Origin of the sequence: Pontibacterium sp. (assembly GCF_964228735.1) — a bacterium.
In the GTDB taxonomy this organism is placed as follows: domain Bacteria; phylum Pseudomonadota; class Gammaproteobacteria; order Pseudomonadales; family Balneatricaceae; genus Pontibacterium.
In genome coordinates this window covers 42,218-59,188 of record NZ_CAXRBQ010000179.1, presented here as the reverse complement: position 1 = coordinate 59,188, position 16,971 = coordinate 42,218, and the positions used below count along the sequence as shown (strand labels likewise).

Below are 16,971 nucleotides of genomic sequence, written 5' to 3'. Positions count from 1 at the left end.
CAAGTGTGATCTGGTGTAGGTCGGGTGTCGCTAAGTTTGTCTTCTTTCAGAAACTAAAAAAGCCGTCGTGATGACGGCTTTTTGATTGAGAATTTTTATCTGCTTATTTAAGTCCAAGTACATTCAGTGGGTGGAGTTTTTCAGGCAGGATGGACTCGATTTTCTCCCGCGCCTTTGCAACCGGAATAAAATCCGGTACCGGCGGCAGGTTGTTCTTCAGTTCCTGCAGTGGGCTGGTACCGTTCAGATCATTCTCGGTCAGGGATTCGGTGATCAGGTGCTTGATCGGCCCGATGTTGTTCGCCAGGCGCAGGGTGGCTTTACGCGCCAGCTTAGCGGCCAGTGACTCGTTGGTGAATAGGCCTACGACCACGTTGGTGCCATGATAGAGCACGCGGGTGACACGCATCTGGCTGCTTTCGTAAGTCTTGAGCAGAGACTGGCTGGCGATATCCTCACCTTCGGCAATCGCGTTGGCGATCTCTTTGGCCAGGGTGGCCTGACCACGTAGACCCAGGTTAAAGCCGTGAGCGGTGACCGGGTGCATGCCCACAGCGGCATCACCGATCAGGGCAAAGCGGCGTGCCACAAACTGGTTGGCATGAACGGCGACCAGTGGGTACACGTGGCGTTTGCCGATCAGCTTCATTTCACCCAGTAAACCATCCATCTGTTGTTCGATGTTGTGGTTAAACTCCGCTTCGCTCATGTCGGCAAATTTCTGTGCGTCGCGGCTGTTGATGGTCACAACGACGGAGGACTTGTTGCCGTTCATCGGCAGGATCGCGGTGGTGCGGCCGTAGTGGAAACACTCGAATGCGGTCTGGTCGTGTGGTTTTGTGTGCTCCATCCGGCAGACGATTGCGGTGCGTGAGAAGTCACGCATGGTCGCCGATAGGCCCATATTGCGACGGGTTTCAGAGAAGCGGGTATCGGCAGCTACAACCAGGCGGGCCTGCAGTACTTCGCCATTATTAAGCGTGACGTAGCCGAAGTTGTCGTCGGTGTTTACTTCCTCAACCACGGACTCGGTGCGGATCTCGATCTGCTCATGGCTGGCGACCTCTTCATAGTACGCCTTGCGGATCAGGTGGTTGGGTACCAGATAGCCCAGCGCTTCCAGGGATTCGTTGTCGTTATCGAAATCCAGACTGTAGCTGGACTGACCGTCGAATACGCGGGCGGCTTCAATCGGTGAAATGCCATCGTCTGGCAGGCGCTGCCAGGCGCCACACTCGCGCATCAGTTTGGCGGAGAGGTGAGTCAGCGCGATTTCACGGCCATCCTCTGGAGGATCGGCCAGTGTGGATTGGGAGGAACGCTCCAGAACGGCGACCTTCAAAGGCAGGTCAGCAAGAGAACGGGCAAAACTAAGACCGGCCGGACCGGCGCCGATAATGAGTACGTCGTACGGCTGCTGCACGGCATCCACCTTTTGACTGTTGAAAGTGATGCAGCTTACCTGAAACTGTTTTTGCAGCACCCGACTTATATCAAGGATTCAACAACTGATGAGCGGCCCATGACAATCTGAATTTTTCTTGCTTCAGGTCAGCTCTGTTTTCCTACTAAAGATCGCTTCTTGCAGCCATTCTTAACTACAATAGCCCCAGGCCAAAAGCCATCAAATAGAAACGGTTTGTGTACCCCGCAAGCCTTGTGTTCAGAGTGTCAGGAGTACCCCATGAAACTCACCCCTTCCTCGTTCGCCTCACTGGCGTTATCTGCCGTGCTCAGCTTTTCCGTACAGGCCGCTGAATCTGTAAAAATTGGTATTGTTGGACCGTTCAGCGGGCCGCTCACCCAGTACGGTGAGATGCAGCTGAATGGCGCCCATGCAGCGATCGATATGATCAACGGCCGTGGTGGCGTCAACGGCCGCATGCTTGAGGCGGTTGAATACGATGACGTCTGCGAACCAAAGCAGGCGGTTACCGTTGCCAACAAGATCATCAACAGCGACGTGAAATTTGTTGTTGGTCACCTCTGTTCCAGCTCAACCCAGCCCGCTACCGACATCTATCAGGATGAAGATGTGCTGGTGATCACCGGTTCAACCAACCCGGGCATTACCCAGCGCGGCTACTCCAAACTGTTCCGTACCATTGGTCTTGATTCCCAGCAGGGTACAACCGCAGCGGACTACATCGCGCAGGTGGTGAAGCCGCAGCGTGTGGCGATCATCCACGACAAACAGCAGTACGGCAAAGGCGTGGCCCTGATCGTACGTGATCGCCTGCAGGCCGCGGGTGTAAATGTAGTGAGCACCGACGGTATCAACAGTGGCGCTAAAGATTTCAGTTCCCTGATTACCAAGCTCAAGCGTGAGCAGGTCGACTTTGTTTACTACGGCGGTTACCACCCGGAGCTGGCGCTGATCATGCGTCAGGCGAAAGCGGTGGATTTCGCACCAACCTTTATGGGCCCGGAAGGTCTGGGCAACCAAGATATCGCGTTCCTGGCCGGGGATGCGGTGGAAGGTTTGCTGGTGACCCTGCCTGCGCGCTTTGATCTGCAGAAAGATAATCAGGCGGTCGTAGAGATTCTAAAGCAGAAGGGGGTTGATCCGAGTGGCCCGTTTATCTGGACCAGCTATGCCGCAGTTCAGGTGCTGGCCGATGCGATGCAGCAGGTGCAGTCGGATGCACCTGCTGACGTGGCCAAAGCGCTGCATGACTCTACTTTTGAAACCGTACTGGGCCCGATCAGCTGGGACGAGCACGGCGACCTGCAGGGTTTCGAGTTCGGCATCTACCAGTGGCATGCTGACGGTACCGGTACTCCGGTAGAACGCTAAGCTCACACGTATCGGTAGGTTGGGTCGAGCGTAGCGACACCCAACATCACGCCCTACAAGCACATCAAATTGTTGGGTGTCGGCTTTGCCTCGACTCAACCTACATCTCTTTTTCTTGGTGTCTAAAATGTTTCCATTTTGGGTTTAATATGGAAATTAACTTTCCCATGTCTGTCTTTGCCCATCTGTAACCCTTCCCGTAACACCCCGTTATTCCTGCATATCCGTTATCTGCTTGTGTTGGCACGCTCTTTGTAACACCAGTGGTTACAACAATAACGCTGCACAGAAGAAGTACAGATGAACGATAAGAAGATTCTCATTCTTGGTATTGGCAATGTCCTTTGGGCAGATGAAGGGTTTGGCGTGCGTTGCGTGGAAACCCTGAACCAGCGCTACCGCTTTGGCGACAACGTCAAACTGATGGATGGCGGCACCCAGGGGATCTATCTGGTGCAGCACGTTCAGGATGTTGATGTGCTGGTGGTGTTTGATGCCATCGACTACGGCCTGGAGCCGGGCACGCTGAAAAAGATCTACGACGACGAAGTCCCGAAATTTATGGGCGCCAAGCAGATGAGCCTGCATCAGACCGGTTTTCAGGAGGTGCTGGCGATGGCGGAGTTTACCGGCAGCTACCCGGAACACCTGTTGCTGATTGGTTGCCAGCCGGTGGAGCTGGAGGACTTTGGTGGCAGCCTGCGCGAACCGGTAAAAGCCCAGATCGATCCCTCCATCGAGATCGCCCTCGATTACCTCAAGCAGTTTGGCATTATCCCTGAGATCAACGACCAGCCGGTTGAAGGGCTGGCGCCGGGTGAGCTGGAGCTGCGCGAATACGAATCCGGTCGTCCATCCGAACAGGATGCCTTCCGTAAAGGCGATCTTCGATTTATGGCAGAAACCGAAACCGAACAGGGCGACAGCTGATGTGCTTGGGCATCCCGATGCAGGTGACTCGCAGCGAAGAAGGGCGGGCCCTGTGCAGCAACAGCAGCGAACAGCAGTGGGTGGATATGTCGCTGGTGGGAGAGCAAGCCCAGGGCACCTGGGTATTGGTGTTTCTGGATGCCGCCCGCGAAGTGCTGGATGAGTCTCGTGCCATGCAGATGCGTGATGCCCTCAGTGCGGTACAGGCAGTGATGTCCGGACAGGAAGCGGATCTCGATGACCTGTTTGCCGACCTGGTCGACCGCGAGCCGCAGCTACCACCCCACTTACAGAACAATTAGAACAGGAACCCAACATGCCATCTCCTTTGATTAACCGACTGGTCGACGAGCTGGATTATCCGCTGCTCGATCAGACTAACTTCGACGACTTCATCAAGTCGGCACCTTTCTCGGTGCTGTTTTTCACCGAGGAGCCGAAACGTTTCCCGGAAAGTAATGATGTGGCAGTTATCCTGCCAGAGCTGGTAAAAAACTTTCCACAGCTGACGCCTGGCGTGGTATCCATCGATGCAGAGAAAGCACTGCAGGGGCGTTACAACTTCACAGTCTGGCCTGCGCTGGTGTTCCTGAAAGAGGGGCGTTACCTGGGCACCATCACCAAGGTGCAGAACTGGGATGTATACATGGCCGAGATCGGCAGCATCCTGGCGCTGGAGCCCAAGCGTGATCCGGGTATCGGTATCCCGGTAGTCGTTAATCCTGTATCCAGCGGCTGCGGTCAGTGAGGTAAAGAACATGCAAGACAACGGTATTCAGTTACTTAATATTCCGATGGGACCGGGCAGCCAGGATGAAGGCGAGATGGTCCTGGACTACATGAAGATGCCATCGGAGATGAACACCTACGATATCCCGGTACTGCCTGAATCGGACGCGGTGCAAAGCTGCCCGCAGGCGGTGGCGGTGATGGAGCAGTTGCAGGACCTGCTGGCCAAATACACGCAGGGTGAAGCTACCCAGAGCATGGTGCTGGATGCGATGCCGGATGCCGATCTGGATATGCTCAATCAGATCTTGGGTGAAGGTGAGGTGAGTGCGGTGATTAACGGTGAACAGCCGGTCCGCATTCAGGAAACCGTAATGGCGGGTGTATGGCGCCTGCGGTCGTTTAACACACAGGGTGATGTGATCGCGGAAACGCTGGAGGTGGCGGATGTGCCTGCCTGTGTCCGTGAAGCCGCATTCCGTACACAGCGTATTCTGAATGTGGATCCAGACAATATGCCGCAGGGTGTGCTGAACGCGCCTTCTGTGTTGGTTGAGATCGCCGAAGCCTCTGAAGCCTTTGATGGCTCGGTGCCGGAAGCCCCACACGTGATCAATCTGTCGCTGCTACCGTTCTCACCGGAGGATCACAACCACTTGGCGGAGAGTGTGGGTGCCGGTGCGGTGACCATCCTGTCGCGTGGTTACGGTAACTGCCGAATCACCTCCACCGAAGTAAATGGCCTGTGGCGTGTGCAGTACTTCAACAGCACCGATCAGCTGATCCTGGATACACTGGAGATCACTGATATTCCTGCCGTGGCCTGCGCAGCCAAAGAGGATCTGGAAGACTCTGCCGAGCGTCTGAAAGAGATCCGCGAAGTGCTGGTCTGAGGAGCGTTGACGATGAACTATCAGGGTTTCGAAGGCAGCTACCTGGGGGATGCCAGCCGCATCGACGATGCGGCCAGGCTGGAGTGCAAGATCTGCTGGTACCAGTACGATCCTGCGGCCGGTGATCCGGTGTGGCAGATCGCGGCGGGTACGCCTTTCAGCCAACTGCCGGACCACTGGCGCTGTCCGGAATGTGATGGCGAAAAAGACCAGTTTATGGTGCTGGAGGACTGAACCGTGAGCCGGGTGGATACACTGCACACACACTTCAACAACATTGCGCTGCGCATGGCAGACCTGCCGATGTACAACCCAGTGTTGGAAGTGGCTTGTGTGGGGTTCCAGTCGTATGCCGCACGAGAGATCGGCGTACTGGTGACACCCTGGTGCATGAACCTGACCTTGTTTCCGGCCGAGTTCGACGACTGGTCTGAGTGGGATGAAACCGAGATCGGCAACAAGCAGATGATTGCGCTACCTTCCGGCCAGTATGAGTGCATCTTTGGTTGGAGCGAGCTAACCGGCGGTTTTATGAGCTGCTCGCTGTTTTCGCCGATGTTCGAGTTTTCCGAGCAGGCGGTGGCGGTAGAAACGGCGGAAGAGGTGATGAAGGCTTTGTTCGACGGTGCAAACGAAGCGCCGACTGACCGGCAGCAGGCACTTCGCGAACACAAAGCAGAGCAGGAAGAGCTTAAAAAGCAGGAAGAGACTGTAGCTGAAAAAGTCGTAGCGCCAAAACCAGAGAAGCTGAGTCGCCGAGGATTCCTGACCGGTGGTTTTGCGCGTAACGGTGAGGCAGAGTCGCCATGAACAGTCTTGCGGATCTCGCCGGTAAACTGCATGTGTATGTCGAATGGCATAACGATGTGATTACCCGGGTGGATCTGCGAAGCAGTCGACCGCACAAGATCGCCCGATTGTTGCAGGGAAAACCGCTGCCCCAGGCGCTGGCGATGGTACCGATGATCTTCTCCCTCTGCGGCGTGGCACAGCAGGTGGCGGCACTGCGGGCTGCGGAAAGTGCTCTGGGTTTGCAGGTCAAACCGGAAGTGGCAGAGGCTCGACAGATCCTGGTGTGGGCTGAAACCGCTCGCGAGCTGGGGTTACGACTGGCGCAAAACTGGCTGCAGGAAAAGACCCTGGTCTGCGCTGAACTGCTACAGTGGTTTACGCAGGTGAAAGCGGAGCTGCGTTGGGCGTTGGCGCTTGATCCGCAGCGGGATGCCAATGGGTTTGAGCTTGATATAGTCGCCCGCCGCCTGGATCAGATTCTGAAGCCGCTGGTGGGTAGTGAAACTGAATTGAGTCAGCTGTTGTTTGGTGCAGCGTCGACAACTCCGGTGGGGAAGCAGATCAAACAATTGCAGAAGTCTCTGGGTGATGTTGAATTAGCCTTGGGTGCGGTGCCCCTGAGTAGCAATACTTCGAGTGATCTGCGTTGGATCACCGAGAAGCTGACCGATGAGGCGGCGTTTGAGTTCTGTGCGCAGCCGGATGCGGAGGGTACCTGCTTTGAAACCAGTATCTGGACCCGAAACTGCGAGGCGAAGTTGGTGCAGCAGGGACAGCACGCCGGACTGAATGAGCTGACATTGCGTTTTCTGGCGTTGGTGGATGAACTGCAGGCGTTGCCGGGATTGATCCGAGAAGGCGGTGAAGCAGCGCAGGCATCGCACATCGAACCGGGTTTGGGGTGTGTGGAGGCCGCGCGCGGCATGCTGATTCACCGCATAGAGCTGGAAGGTGATTCCATGTCAGACTACAGGGTAGCCGACTACAAGATCGTAGCGCCCACCGAGTGGAACTTTCACCCGCAGGGTACTCTGGTACAGATGCTGGATGGGGCGCGGGTAAGCCGGGAGCGGTTGCACGCTCTGGTCGAGAAACTGATCCTGCTGGTCGACCCATGCGTCGACTGGGAGATCGAGATCGGAAACTGATTATGCATGAGATGTCGATTGCCGAAGGGATCATTCAGGTCCTGGAAGAGCAGGCAAAAGCACAGAATTACCAGCGGGTAAAAACCGTGTGGCTGGAGATCGGCCCGCTGGCGATGATCGAGACGGACGCCCTGACGTTTTGTTTCGACGCAGTCACACGGGGCAGCCTCGCCGAGGGGGCTAAACTGAACATTATAAATATAGAGGGCGAAGCCTTCTGCTTGCAGTGCCTGAAAACCGTGCCTGTGCAGAAGCGATATGACGCCTGTCCTGAGTGCGGCAGCTACCAGTTGCAGGTCACTCAGGGGGATGAAATGCGGATTAAAGAGCTGGAGGTCGAATAAGTATGTGTACCGTTTGCGGATGTGCCGAGGGTGAGGTTCAAATCGAGGGTGGGCATCACAGCCATGAGCCGGTAAAGAGCCATCACGACCATGATCACAGCCACGATCATCACCATCACGACCACAGCCATGCTCATGGCCACTCACATAGCCACGATCACTCGCATGATCACGGGCATCATAACCACGACGACGGCGCCGTGGTGGCCGAAGGTGACAATATCCACTTTGGTAAAGGCCCGGCCCATGCCCATGTGGCGGGTCTGAGCCAGAGCCGCAGGGGGCAGATCGAGCAGGATATCCTGGGCAAACACGACCGTTATGCGGCGATCAACCGCGCCCGTTTTGAGCAGCAGAGCCTGTTTGTGCTCAACCTGGTGTCCAGCCCAGGTTCCGGTAAAACCACGCTGCTCACCGAAACCATCAACCGCATCAAGGATGGCCGTAAGGTGGCCGTGATCGAAGGCGACCAGCAGACCGCCAACGACGCCGACCGCATCCGTGAAACCGGCGTACCGGCGATCCAGGTGAATACCGGCAAAGGCTGCCATCTGGATGCGCATATGGTGGGTCATGCGATGGAAAAATTCGATGATATGAAAGGTGGCCTGCTGTTTATCGAAAATGTGGGTAATCTGGTGTGTCCGGCGGCCTTTGATCTAGGTGAGGCGCACAAGGTGGCGATCCTCTCCGTGACCGAAGGTGAAGACAAACCGCTGAAGTACCCGGATATGTTCCACGCCGCGGACCTGATGATCCTCAACAAAACCGACCTGCTGCCGTACCTGGATTTCGATGTGGAGCGTTGTATCGAATACGCCCGTCAGGTGAACCCGGAGATCCAGGTGATGCAGTTATCAGCGCGTTCCGGCGAAGGTATGGAGGAATGGATCGATTGGCTGGAGAGTCGCCGTAAAAACATGATCCAGAGCCGCATCGACGCGCTGCAATCCGAAATCGACCAGTTCCAGGCGCTGTTATGATCGATTTCGAGAACCGTCCAACCGTCCTCTGCGTTGACGACGAGATCCGCTCGCTGGAGACGCTGGAGCGCACGCTGGATGAGGAGTTCGATGTCCTTACTGCTAGCAGTGCCGATGAGGCGATGGCGCTGTTGGAACGCAACGACGTGCAGGCGATCCTTTGTGATCAGCGTATGCCGGACAAAACCGGCGTGGAGTTGCTGACTGAAGTACGTGAGCGCTGGCCGCAGATCGCCCGCCTGATCCTCTCCGGTTACACCGACTCCGAGGACATCATCAAGGGCCTGAATGAAGCGGGCATCCTGCAGTATATCACCAAACCCTGGCACCCAGATAACCTGCTGCTGATCATGCGTGGCGCCTGTCGTCTGTGTGAGCTGCAGAACGAAAACGAGCTTCTGGCGATGGAGATGCGTCTGACCGAAGGGCAGGCGGAAGAGAACATCACGCAGAAGAAACAGCGTTTGCAGCAGGCGTTCCAACTGGATGAGATCCAGCGTCACCCGGACAGCCCGCTGAATGCGCTCTGCAACCAGGCGGGCAAGATCGCACCTTACGATGTTTCCGTGCTGGTGACCGGACCCTCCGGTGCCGGTAAGGAGCTGTTCGCCCGCGCGCTGCACTACAACAGCCTGCGCGCCGACAAACCCTTCGTAGTGGAAAACTGCGGTGCGATGCCGGACGAGTTGTTGGCCTCTGAGCTGTTCGGCCACAAGAAAGGCTCCTTTACCGGCGCGATTACCGACCATGTAGGCCTGTTCGAGCAGGCAGATGGCGGCACCATCTTTCTTGATGAGATCGGCGAGATCAGCCCCGCGTTTCAGGTGAAGCTGCTGCGTGTATTGCAGGAGCGCGAGGTGCGCCGGATAGGTGAACACCAGCGCCGCAAGGTGAACGTGCGCATTGTTGCTTCCACCAACCGTGATCTGGAAGAGGAGGTGCGTGCCGGACGTTTCCGTCAGGATCTCTACTTCCGTTTGGCCGAAGTCACATTAGAGCTGCCCGCATTGGAGCGTCGCACGGTGGATATCCCGGTGCTGGCGAAAAGCTTTCTCGACAAAGCGATGCAGGATTTCGACAAGCCGGTGAAAGGTTTTACCGACGAAGCGCTGGATTGCATGAGCCGCTACTGCTGGCCGGGCAACGTACGTGAGCTGCAGAACGAAGTGCGCCGTATGCTGGTGCTGGCGGACGATGAGTGGCTGTCGGCGGACCTGCTCAGCCCACGCGTCCTGCGCGCCGCGCCGGTAGATGAGACTGAGGAAACCGAAATTCTGGCAGGGCTGGAAGGCACCCTGAAAGAGCGTGTCGAAACCCTGGAGAAACGGATCTTGCGCGAAACCCTGATCCGCCACCGCTGGAACAAAAGCCGTGCCTCCAAAGAGCTGGGCCTCTCCCGTGTTGGGCTGCGCTCCAAGCTTGAGCGGTATGCGCTGGAGCAAAGTACCCCCTCTGCCGTACCCGAGCAGAAACAGTAACCAGACCGAATTGCGAGTGTAGTTGAGTTATGTGTTTAGGAATTCCCGGCCAGATCGTTGAGATCAAAGACGCTGCTGAAGGCATGGCGATGGTTAACGTCTCCGGCGTGAAGCGTGAGGTTAATCTGGGTTGTGTGCTGCCGGAAGACAGTAATCTGGACGCGTTGATCGGTCGCTGGACGCTGGTCCACGTGGGCTTCGCCATGAGCCTGATCGATGAAGAGGAAGCGCAAAAGACGCTGGAGATTCTGGCGGAGCTGGGCGAGTTGCAGGAAGAGCTGGATGCCATGCAGAACAGCGAAGTCGACTGAGCGGAGGCTAAGAGATGTCTGATAAGAACGACGCCAACAACATGCTCGGTGCCCTCTATCCCTTTATGGGCAGTGAGCAGGGTGATAAGCCTGAAACCAGAGATAAAACCCAGGAGCTGCTGGATTCGATCCAGCTAAAAACCGAAGAGAGCATCGCTGCCAAGCAGGCGTTCTTCGCCAAGTACAACACGGTACTGGCGGATATCGCTCGCGCGATTGCCGAATCCTACCGCAACGGTGGTCGCCTGATTACTGCCGGTAATGGGGGTTCCTCCTGCGATTCGGCGCACCTGGCGCTGGAGTTTATGCACCCGGTGACTGCAGGCCGCCCGGCACTGCCAGCGATCAACCTGAGCCAGGACAATGCCATGCTGACCGCCGTCTCGAACGACATCGGTTTTCAACATGTGCTGCCACGCCAGTTGCTGGCGCTGGCTAAACCGGAAGATGTGCTGGTGGTGTTCTCCACCAGTGGTAATTCACCCAACATCACCGCTGCCTGTGAAAAGGCGATACAGCTTGGTCTGGTTGTGGTGGCGTTTTCCGGAGGCGACGGCGGCGAGCTGGCAACCAGTAAGGCTGTGGACCACTGCCTGATTGTGGAAACCGACAGCGTACACCGCATTCAGGAGTGCCATCTGGTGAGCTACCACATCCTTTGGGATCTCGTGCATACCCTGCTGGCGGACGAGCGTGGTTTTATGGGTGAGCACGGCCGGTAATTGATCGATCGGTTTTGTGTTGGGCATCACTGGCGTGATGGCCAACCTACACCATTGGGTTAACACCGCCCGTAGGTTGGCCTTTGCGTAGCAAAGCCCAACAAATTCTAAAAATCTCTGTGAGCAAAGACAGATGAAATTTGTAGACGAATTCCGTGATCCGGATATGGCAAAAGCGATTCTGGAACGTATCCACACCCTGGTTGATGAGATCCCACAAGCGCAGGAACGCCCGCTGCAGATTATGGAGGTGTGCGGTGGCCACACCCACTCCATCTTCCGCTACGGCTTGGAAGAGCTGTTGCCAGACAAGATCGAGCTGGTGCACGGTCCGGGCTGTCCGGTTTGCGTGCTGCCGATGGGGCGGGTGGATGACTGCGTAGCGATCGCCGAGCAACCCAATGTGATCTTCACCACCTTCGGGGATGCGATGCGCGTACCGGGTTCGAAGAAAAGTCTGCAACAGGCCAAGGCGGAAGGCTGTGACGTGCGCATGGTCTATTCGCCGATGGATGCCCTGGCGCTGGCACGTAAACACCCGGATAAGAAAGTGGTGTTCTTTGGCCTGGGGTTCGAGACCACCATGCCAAGCACAGCGTTGACCGTAAAACAGGCAGAGAAGGAGGGGATCAAAAACTTCTACCTGTTCTGCAACCACATCACCATCATTCCAACCATCAAGGCGATCCTGGATTCGCCGGATATGTATATTGACGGTTTCCTGGGGCCGGGCCATGTGAGCATGGTGATCGGTCAGGCACCGTATGAGTTTATCTCTGCCCAGTACAACCGTCCGCTGATCATCTCCGGCTTTGAACCGCTGGATGTACTGCAGTCCCTGCTGATGGTGCTGGAGCAGTTGAAAGCGGGTGAAGCCAAGATTGAAAACCAGTACAAACGCATTGTGCCGGATGGCGGCAACATGCAGGCGTTGCGTGCCGTGTCCGATGTATTCGAGCTACGCGAGTTCTTCGAATGGCGTGGCCTGGGGTCTATCGACCACTCCGGTGTGCGTATTCGTGACGGTTACGCCCAGTTTGACGCCGAACGTGCCTTTGCCCTGCCGAACCTGAAGATTGCCGATCCGAAGTCCTGCCAGTGTGGTGAGGTGCTGAAAGGTGTGATCAAACCGTGGCAATGCAAGGTATTCGGCAAGCAGTGCACGCCGGAAACGCCGATGGGCGCATTGATGGTCTCTACCGAAGGGGCCTGCTCTGCGTACTATAGCTACGGCAAAATCGACACTAAGAACATCGCATAAAAGCTACTGAGCAATTGTATCTATCTACCGATTAACGAGATTTATCGATGAGTAAACCACAACGTACCCTGAAAGCATCCACCATCACCATGGCGCACGGCGCGGGCGGTAAGGCGATGCGCGACCTGATCGAAGATGTGTTTGTGGGCACCTTTGATAATGACGATCTCAACAAGCTGGAAGACCAAGCCCGCTTTGAGCTGGCCGACTTGCAGGCGCAGGGCCAAAAGCTGGCGTTTACCACCGACAGCTATGTGGTGGATCCGGTGGAGTTTCCTGGTGGTGATATTGGTACGTTGGCGGTGAATGGCACGGTTAACGATATTGCCGTATCAGGAGCAATTCCCAAATACCTATCCTGCGGCATGATCCTGGAAGAAGGATTGGAGGTGGAGCTGCTGCGTCGCATCGTGACGTCCATGCGCCAGGCAGCCGATGAAGCGGGTGTAACCATCGTAACCGGAGATACCAAGGTGGTGCCGAAGGGCAAAGGTGACAAGATCTTCATCAACACCACTGGTATCGGCGTGATTCCAGCAGGTGTGGATATCTCTGCTGAGAACTGCAAACCGGGTGACAAGATTATCGTCAACGGTTTTGTGGGTGATCACGGTGCGGCGATCCTCAACGCCCGCGGTGATCTGGCGCTAGATGTGGAACTGAAAACCGATTGTCAGCCGTTGCACGGTCTGGTGCAGGCAATGCTGGAAGTATGCCCGGAACTGCACGCGGTACGCGATGCCTCCCGTGGTGGTGTAGCAACGGTGCTGAACGAGTTTGCCGAATCCTCGGAAGTATCGATTCGCCTGTTCGAAAACAAGATCCCTGTGCGGGATGAAGTGCGTGGTGTTTGCGAAATCCTGGGTCTGGACGCACTCTACTTTGCCAACGAAGGCAAGCTGGTGGCTGTGGTACCGGGCGACCAAGCCGATGCCGTTCTGGACGTGATGCGCGCGCATCCTGCGGGTGAGGGCTCAGCGATCATCGGTGAGGTGATCGAAGGCTACGCCGGACGTGTGCTGGTGCAGACCGGATTCGGCGGTGAACGTATTCTGGATATGCTGGTGGGCGAACAGCTGCCGCGTATCTGCTAAGCAGCTCACTTCAGTACCTTTCCTTATTTCCCTCTCAGCCGTCCATAAGGGCGGCACCTTTCCATATCTGAGTGTGTTGGACATCACTGGCGTGATGACCAACCTACATATATCCATAGCGTAGGTTGGCTTTTGCGCAGCAAAGCCCAACACCCCTATGTTATTCAGGCTAGAAAATGACATAAAAAAGTCGGGCTAAAAAGCCCGACAAAAAGTGGGTGACAAAGCGTCAGAAGTTGGTCTCGTCCCGATGGCTTAACGTTGGGGACCGGGACAAGACCTGAGAGATCAGGCAGCCAGCAAAGTGGCGCCTGCAGCAGCGATTACCAGACCAGCCAGTTTGGCCAGTGTTGGCAGTTGGGTTTTTACGGTGTTAGCTGCAATACCACCGCACAGGTGAAGCATCAGGCTAGAGCCGAGGAAGCCTGCTGCGAACAACGTCATGGAAGATGCTGCGGCCTCGGCGCCGTGTGCGTAGCCGTGGAACAGGGCAAAGATGCCACTCAGGCCCATTGCGGCCACTGCTGGCAGACGCACTGCGGTTGCAATCAGCAGACCCAGCACCAATACAGACGTTGCGATACCGCCTTCAACAACCGGCAGGCTGAACGCTGTCTGGCCCAGCAGGAAACCTGCAACCAATACCAGCATAAATGCCATCGGGATCTGGATACGCAGCTGACCTTTCTGCATTGCCGCCCAGAAACCCACCGCCAGCATCGCCAGCAGGTGATCAAGACCAACCAGAGGGTGAATCAGGCCACTCAGCAGGCTGCTGTGTTCTGCAACAGTGGCTGTGTGAGCAACGGCAGAGGTGGATGTCAGGGCCAGTAGAGAGGCAACGGTGGCTACTTTAAGCTTCATATTCGTTCTACCTTTTTATTCTGGTATTTGTTCAGGGAATAATTTGGGTATAGATGAAATACCGTTTGCAAGCTTGGTGCCAGCTTTGGCAGTAATGAGGACAAATGGCTGAAGGTGCCTGAAAACGGTATCTGTAGCGATTCTGAGGCTATTTTGTCGCAGCGTCGAGACTTGGCGCAGAGCATGTTAGTGGAAAGTGCCTAACCACTTGGTGTGCAAACTGAACAGTCATTTCAACGTTTCTATGCCTGCTCAGCGGGGCAAAAACCGGAGCTAGCACCGCGCAAATCCGATCTGCTTTTATGGTGTAGATGAAAATGTTTCCTATTGCGCGTAAAAGCGCTGAAATGGTCGACAAAATACGATAAATTTATCTCTTGTGAGTAGGCAAAATTTTCTTTGTGTTTACTGCGTTCTGCTCTACAATTCGCCCACCAAAAACAGTGTTTTTGTGCCTTAATTTACAGACTCTACGAACACCTTTTGAGCACCATGCAGAATGGGTTCGTAGGCCTCTAAAGCATTGATTTTCTTACTGGAGAGCACCCGAGTTGGCATCAAACGGTAAAATTAAACTGCAGGGCTTTAACAACCTGACCAAAAGCCTCAGCTTCTGTATTTATGATGTTTGCTACGCAAAAACTGCGGAGCAGAAAGCAGAGTACATCGAGTATATCGATGAGCAGTACAACGCCGACCGTCTGACAGAGATCCTGACAGAGGTGTGCGACATTATTGGTGCTAACGTACTGAACGTTGCTCGCCAGGATTACGATCCGCAGGGTGCCAGTGTAACGATTCTGGTGGCAGAAGAGCCGATCAAAGATGCGGAAGATGTGGATCAGTCCGAGAAACCCGGTCCGCTGCCGGACTCCGTGGTTGCGCACCTGGATAAGAGCCACATCTGTGTGCACACCTACCCGGAAGCACACCCGGACAACGGCATCTGTACCTTCCGTGCGGATATCGAAGTGTCTACCTGTGGTGTTATCTCTCCACTGAAAGCGCTGAACTACCTGATCCACAAGCTGGAATCGGACATCGTAACCATCGATTACCGTGTGCGAGGTTTCACCCGCGATGTGGATGGTGTGAAGCACTACATCGATCACGACATCAACTCCATCCAGAACTTCATCAGTGATGATATCCGTGATCTTTACAGCATGGTGGATGTGAACGTTTACCAGGAAAATATCTTCCACACCAAGATGATGCTGAACGACTACGACCTGAACAACTACCTGTTCGGTACCACCACTCAGGACCTGACCGGTAAGGAAGTGAACGAGATTACCGAGCGTCTGTTTAAAGAGATGCGTGAGATCTTCTACGGTCGTAACCTGCCGGATATGGCTGAATAAGTTATCCGGCTTATCACCTGACTCTTAAAACGCGGCCGTGGCCGCGTTTTTTGTGTCTGCTCGCTGGCGATTCGATAGCACGCCGAATGCAGATTTAGCTCCTACACTTGTAGTTGATACTGCAACCTGTGGAGCTGGCCATGTTTCTCAAAGAGCGCAAGTATGGACATCTGATCGAGGTGATGGACCTGAGTGAACTGTTTGACCCTTACAAGACACAGCTGACGGGGTGCTGCCACTATGGTGAGGAGTTACAGGAGGCGGAGCAGTACGCCAAGCAAGCGCTGTCGTTCCCGTCCGGTGAAGACTTGCCCCGCTGTTGGGTCGATCCGCACTACAGAGATCATGAGTTGGTGCGCTAAAACACCCGGTACTTTTACCTGCTCATTTCACTTCTATGGTGATGCGCTCGGAGATCACAGGTGGATTATGCGGTTTGTGCAGGTGATCACCCAGAATCAGCTGCAGCGTATGTTTGCCGGGAGGCAGTGTGAGTGTGGTTTCCGTCTGACCGCCACCAAAGTGCTTCACTTCGCTGCCCAATGGCTGATCCAGTGGCGGCAGTTGTTCCATATCGACCAGCAGGTGATGGTGGCCTGTTTTTTCCCTCTCAACGCCCGCCGGTGCGATGCCCATTCCACTTAGACCAAACACCACTTTAAACGTTGAAGGCACGGTAGCTCCGTCGGTTGGGGTCACGATGTAGGCTTGCGGTGCGTGGCCATCGGCAAATAGGGTGCAGCTGAATACGAGGCTAATAGAGGCAATGGCGCCCCGGATGAACGTAGGTTTCATGGATCTGTTCCCTCTGTTATTTGGCCATGGATTTAACGGTCGGTTTCTCGGTGTCCATGGTGTGGGCTGCAGCGTGGGCCTTTTCCAGCTTACGTTTTATCGCTAGGTAGCGAGGGGTTAGCCCGACATCTTCATAGATCGGTTCGCCATCTTCGATACGAATCACCTTGGTGCCCTGGCGATAGGGCATGGATGTTTCTACTTCCTGCAAAATCGTATGTAGGAGCGATGTGATCAGTTCGTGTTTATCCATATCAAAGACACTGGCCAGTGCTTCAATGCGGATCAGATCTTCGGTGCTGATCGGAAAGGTCACATCGGTAAGCGTGGCTTTATGGTGGGCTTTACGTTCAAGCTCTTCCAACAAACGGGAGACATGTACATTGGCCATGCGCGACCTCCTTCAGAGACTTATGAAAATAGAATAGCTGAGAGGTTTTGAGTTTGCCTGAATTACGGGGCTTCG

The 16,971-nt window shown here is 55.3% G+C and carries 21 protein-coding genes; 17 read left to right on the top strand and 4 right to left on the bottom strand.

What is annotated here, in order from left to right; genetic code table 11:
- Positions 1-103: 103 nt before the first annotated feature.
- Positions 104-1,423, bottom strand: coding sequence for a 5-demethoxyubiquinol-8 5-hydroxylase UbiM (gene ubiM / locus ACEQ15_RS19220; protein WP_370280875.1), 1,320 nt, complete (start codon positions 1,421-1,423; stop codon positions 104-106).
- Between the two features lie 261 nt (positions 1,424-1,684).
- Here ubiM and ACEQ15_RS19215 point away from each other — a divergent pair, with 261 nt between their 5' ends.
- The 15 genes from ACEQ15_RS19215 to hypE all read left to right on the top strand — a co-directional run bounded on the left by ACEQ15_RS19215 (position 1,685) and on the right by hypE (position 13,482).
- Positions 1,685-2,797 carry a high-affinity branched-chain amino acid ABC transporter substrate-binding protein gene (locus ACEQ15_RS19215; RefSeq protein WP_370280874.1) on the top strand — a complete coding sequence of 371 codons (1,113 nt, stop codon included), beginning with the start codon at positions 1,685-1,687 and terminating at the stop codon, positions 2,795-2,797.
- Positions 2,798-3,097: 300 nt separating this feature from the next.
- A complete protein-coding gene (locus ACEQ15_RS19210; protein WP_370280873.1) occupies positions 3,098-3,727 on the top strand; it encodes a HyaD/HybD family hydrogenase maturation endopeptidase in 630 nt (209 codons plus the stop codon).
- Positions 3,727-4,029 carry a HypC/HybG/HupF family hydrogenase formation chaperone gene (locus ACEQ15_RS19205; RefSeq protein WP_370280872.1) on the top strand — a complete coding sequence of 101 codons (303 nt, stop codon included), beginning with the start codon at positions 3,727-3,729 and terminating at the stop codon, positions 4,027-4,029. The genes ACEQ15_RS19210 and ACEQ15_RS19205 overlap by 1 nt, the downstream gene beginning before the upstream one ends.
- Positions 4,030-4,043: 14 nt before the next feature.
- Positions 4,044-4,475, top strand: a complete 432-nt coding sequence (locus ACEQ15_RS19200; protein ID WP_370280871.1) for a hypothetical protein — start codon at positions 4,044-4,046, stop codon at positions 4,473-4,475.
- A gap of 10 nt (positions 4,476-4,485) precedes the next feature.
- On the top strand, positions 4,486-5,349 hold the full coding sequence (locus ACEQ15_RS19195) for a hydrogenase expression/formation C-terminal domain-containing protein (protein ID WP_370280870.1): 864 nt from the start codon (positions 4,486-4,488) through the stop codon (positions 5,347-5,349).
- A 12-nt stretch (positions 5,350-5,361) separates the two neighbouring features.
- On the top strand, positions 5,362-5,583 hold the full coding sequence (locus tag ACEQ15_RS19190) for a rubredoxin (RefSeq protein ID WP_370280869.1): 222 nt from the start codon (positions 5,362-5,364) through the stop codon (positions 5,581-5,583).
- A 3-nt stretch (positions 5,584-5,586) separates the two neighbouring features.
- Positions 5,587-6,159: a [NiFe]-hydrogenase assembly chaperone HybE gene (gene hybE / locus ACEQ15_RS19185; RefSeq protein WP_370280868.1), complete on the top strand. Its 573-nt coding sequence runs from the start codon at positions 5,587-5,589 to the stop codon at positions 6,157-6,159.
- Positions 6,156-7,289: a nickel-dependent hydrogenase large subunit gene (locus tag ACEQ15_RS19180; protein ID WP_370280867.1), complete on the top strand. Its 1,134-nt coding sequence runs from the start codon at positions 6,156-6,158 to the stop codon at positions 7,287-7,289. Before hybE ends, ACEQ15_RS19180 begins: the two co-directional genes overlap by 4 nt.
- Before the next feature lie 2 nt (positions 7,290-7,291).
- On the top strand, positions 7,292-7,633 hold the full coding sequence (hypA, locus tag ACEQ15_RS19175; RefSeq protein ID WP_370298598.1) for a hydrogenase maturation nickel metallochaperone HypA: 342 nt from the start codon (positions 7,292-7,294) through the stop codon (positions 7,631-7,633).
- Between the two features lie 2 nt (positions 7,634-7,635).
- Positions 7,636-8,616 (top strand): hydrogenase nickel incorporation protein HypB, encoded by a 981-nt coding sequence (hypB, locus tag ACEQ15_RS19170; RefSeq protein ID WP_370280865.1) that lies wholly within the window; start codon positions 7,636-7,638, stop codon positions 8,614-8,616.
- Positions 8,613-10,094 (top strand): sigma-54-dependent transcriptional regulator, encoded by a 1,482-nt coding sequence (locus ACEQ15_RS19165; protein ID WP_370280864.1) that lies wholly within the window; start codon positions 8,613-8,615, stop codon positions 10,092-10,094. Before hypB ends, ACEQ15_RS19165 begins: the two co-directional genes overlap by 4 nt.
- 29 nt (positions 10,095-10,123) lie before the next feature.
- Complete coding sequence (locus ACEQ15_RS19160) at positions 10,124-10,405, top strand: HypC/HybG/HupF family hydrogenase formation chaperone (RefSeq protein ID WP_370280863.1); 282 nt, start codon at positions 10,124-10,126, stop codon at positions 10,403-10,405.
- Positions 10,406-10,419: 14 nt separating this feature from the next.
- A complete protein-coding gene (locus tag ACEQ15_RS19155; RefSeq protein WP_370280862.1) occupies positions 10,420-11,127 on the top strand; it encodes an SIS domain-containing protein in 708 nt (235 codons plus the stop codon).
- A gap of 133 nt (positions 11,128-11,260) precedes the next feature.
- Positions 11,261-12,388 carry a hydrogenase formation protein HypD gene (gene hypD, locus ACEQ15_RS19150; protein ID WP_370280861.1) on the top strand — a complete coding sequence of 376 codons (1,128 nt, stop codon included), beginning with the start codon at positions 11,261-11,263 and terminating at the stop codon, positions 12,386-12,388.
- Positions 12,389-12,435: 47 nt separating this feature from the next.
- Positions 12,436-13,482: a hydrogenase expression/formation protein HypE gene (gene hypE / locus ACEQ15_RS19145; protein WP_370280860.1), complete on the top strand. Its 1,047-nt coding sequence runs from the start codon at positions 12,436-12,438 to the stop codon at positions 13,480-13,482.
- A 288-nt stretch (positions 13,483-13,770) separates the two neighbouring features.
- On the opposite strand, the gene ACEQ15_RS19140 is transcribed toward hypE, so the two are convergent.
- Complete coding sequence (locus ACEQ15_RS19140; RefSeq protein ID WP_370280859.1) at positions 13,771-14,346, bottom strand: HupE/UreJ family protein; 576 nt, start codon at positions 14,344-14,346, stop codon at positions 13,771-13,773.
- Positions 14,347-14,897: 551 nt separating this feature from the next.
- On the opposite strand from ACEQ15_RS19140, the gene speD reads away from it, so the two are divergent.
- Both speD and ACEQ15_RS19130 read left to right on the top strand, forming a co-directional pair.
- Positions 14,898-15,710, top strand: coding sequence for an adenosylmethionine decarboxylase (gene speD, locus ACEQ15_RS19135; protein ID WP_370280858.1), 813 nt, complete (start codon positions 14,898-14,900; stop codon positions 15,708-15,710).
- A 140-nt stretch (positions 15,711-15,850) separates the two neighbouring features.
- Entirely contained in the window at positions 15,851-16,072 is a 222-nt protein-coding gene (locus ACEQ15_RS19130) for an acetyltransferase (RefSeq protein WP_370280857.1), read from the top strand.
- A gap of 22 nt (positions 16,073-16,094) precedes the next feature.
- Here the strand turns inward: ACEQ15_RS19130 and ACEQ15_RS19125 are convergent, their stop codons facing one another.
- Positions 16,095-16,505: a DUF4399 domain-containing protein gene (locus ACEQ15_RS19125; RefSeq protein ID WP_370280856.1), complete on the bottom strand. Its 411-nt coding sequence runs from the start codon at positions 16,503-16,505 to the stop codon at positions 16,095-16,097.
- 16 nt (positions 16,506-16,521) lie between these two features.
- Positions 16,522-16,896, bottom strand: coding sequence for a hypothetical protein (locus tag ACEQ15_RS19120; protein ID WP_370280855.1), 375 nt, complete (start codon positions 16,894-16,896; stop codon positions 16,522-16,524).
- Positions 16,897-16,971: the final 75 nt, after the last annotated feature.

Excerpts from the sequence above, each read along its gene's own strand:
- ACEQ15_RS19200 (WP_370280871.1), top strand. The coding sequence starts at position 4,044 with ATGCCATCTCCTTTGATTAACCGACTGGTCGACGAGCTGGATTATCCG.
- ACEQ15_RS19140 (WP_370280859.1), bottom strand. The coding sequence starts at position 14,346 with ATGAAGCTTAAAGTAGCCACCGTTGCCTCTCTACTGGCCCTGACATCC.
- ACEQ15_RS19165 (WP_370280864.1), top strand. The coding sequence starts at position 8,613 with ATGATCGATTTCGAGAACCGTCCAACCGTCCTCTGCGTTGACGACGAG.
- ACEQ15_RS19215 (WP_370280874.1), top strand. The coding sequence starts at position 1,685 with ATGAAACTCACCCCTTCCTCGTTCGCCTCACTGGCGTTATCTGCCGTG.
- ACEQ15_RS19180 (WP_370280867.1), top strand. The coding sequence starts at position 6,156 with ATGAACAGTCTTGCGGATCTCGCCGGTAAACTGCATGTGTATGTCGAA.
- ACEQ15_RS19120 (WP_370280855.1), bottom strand. The coding sequence starts at position 16,896 with ATGGCCAATGTACATGTCTCCCGTTTGTTGGAAGAGCTTGAACGTAAA.
- hypA (WP_370298598.1), top strand. The coding sequence starts at position 7,292 with ATGCATGAGATGTCGATTGCCGAAGGGATCATTCAGGTCCTGGAAGAG.
- ACEQ15_RS19125 (WP_370280856.1), bottom strand. The coding sequence starts at position 16,505 with ATGAAACCTACGTTCATCCGGGGCGCCATTGCCTCTATTAGCCTCGTA.
- hypB (WP_370280865.1), top strand. The coding sequence starts at position 7,636 with ATGTGTACCGTTTGCGGATGTGCCGAGGGTGAGGTTCAAATCGAGGGT.
- hypD (WP_370280861.1), top strand. The coding sequence starts at position 11,261 with ATGAAATTTGTAGACGAATTCCGTGATCCGGATATGGCAAAAGCGATT.
- ACEQ15_RS19210 (WP_370280873.1), top strand. The coding sequence starts at position 3,098 with ATGAACGATAAGAAGATTCTCATTCTTGGTATTGGCAATGTCCTTTGG.
- ACEQ15_RS19190 (WP_370280869.1), top strand. The coding sequence starts at position 5,362 with ATGAACTATCAGGGTTTCGAAGGCAGCTACCTGGGGGATGCCAGCCGC.
- hypE (WP_370280860.1), top strand. The coding sequence starts at position 12,436 with ATGAGTAAACCACAACGTACCCTGAAAGCATCCACCATCACCATGGCG.
- ACEQ15_RS19195 (WP_370280870.1), top strand. The coding sequence starts at position 4,486 with ATGCAAGACAACGGTATTCAGTTACTTAATATTCCGATGGGACCGGGC.
- ACEQ15_RS19130 (WP_370280857.1), top strand. The coding sequence starts at position 15,851 with ATGTTTCTCAAAGAGCGCAAGTATGGACATCTGATCGAGGTGATGGAC.
- ACEQ15_RS19155 (WP_370280862.1), top strand. The coding sequence starts at position 10,420 with ATGTCTGATAAGAACGACGCCAACAACATGCTCGGTGCCCTCTATCCC.
- ACEQ15_RS19160 (WP_370280863.1), top strand. The coding sequence starts at position 10,124 with ATGTGTTTAGGAATTCCCGGCCAGATCGTTGAGATCAAAGACGCTGCT.
- ACEQ15_RS19205 (WP_370280872.1), top strand. The coding sequence starts at position 3,727 with ATGTGCTTGGGCATCCCGATGCAGGTGACTCGCAGCGAAGAAGGGCGG.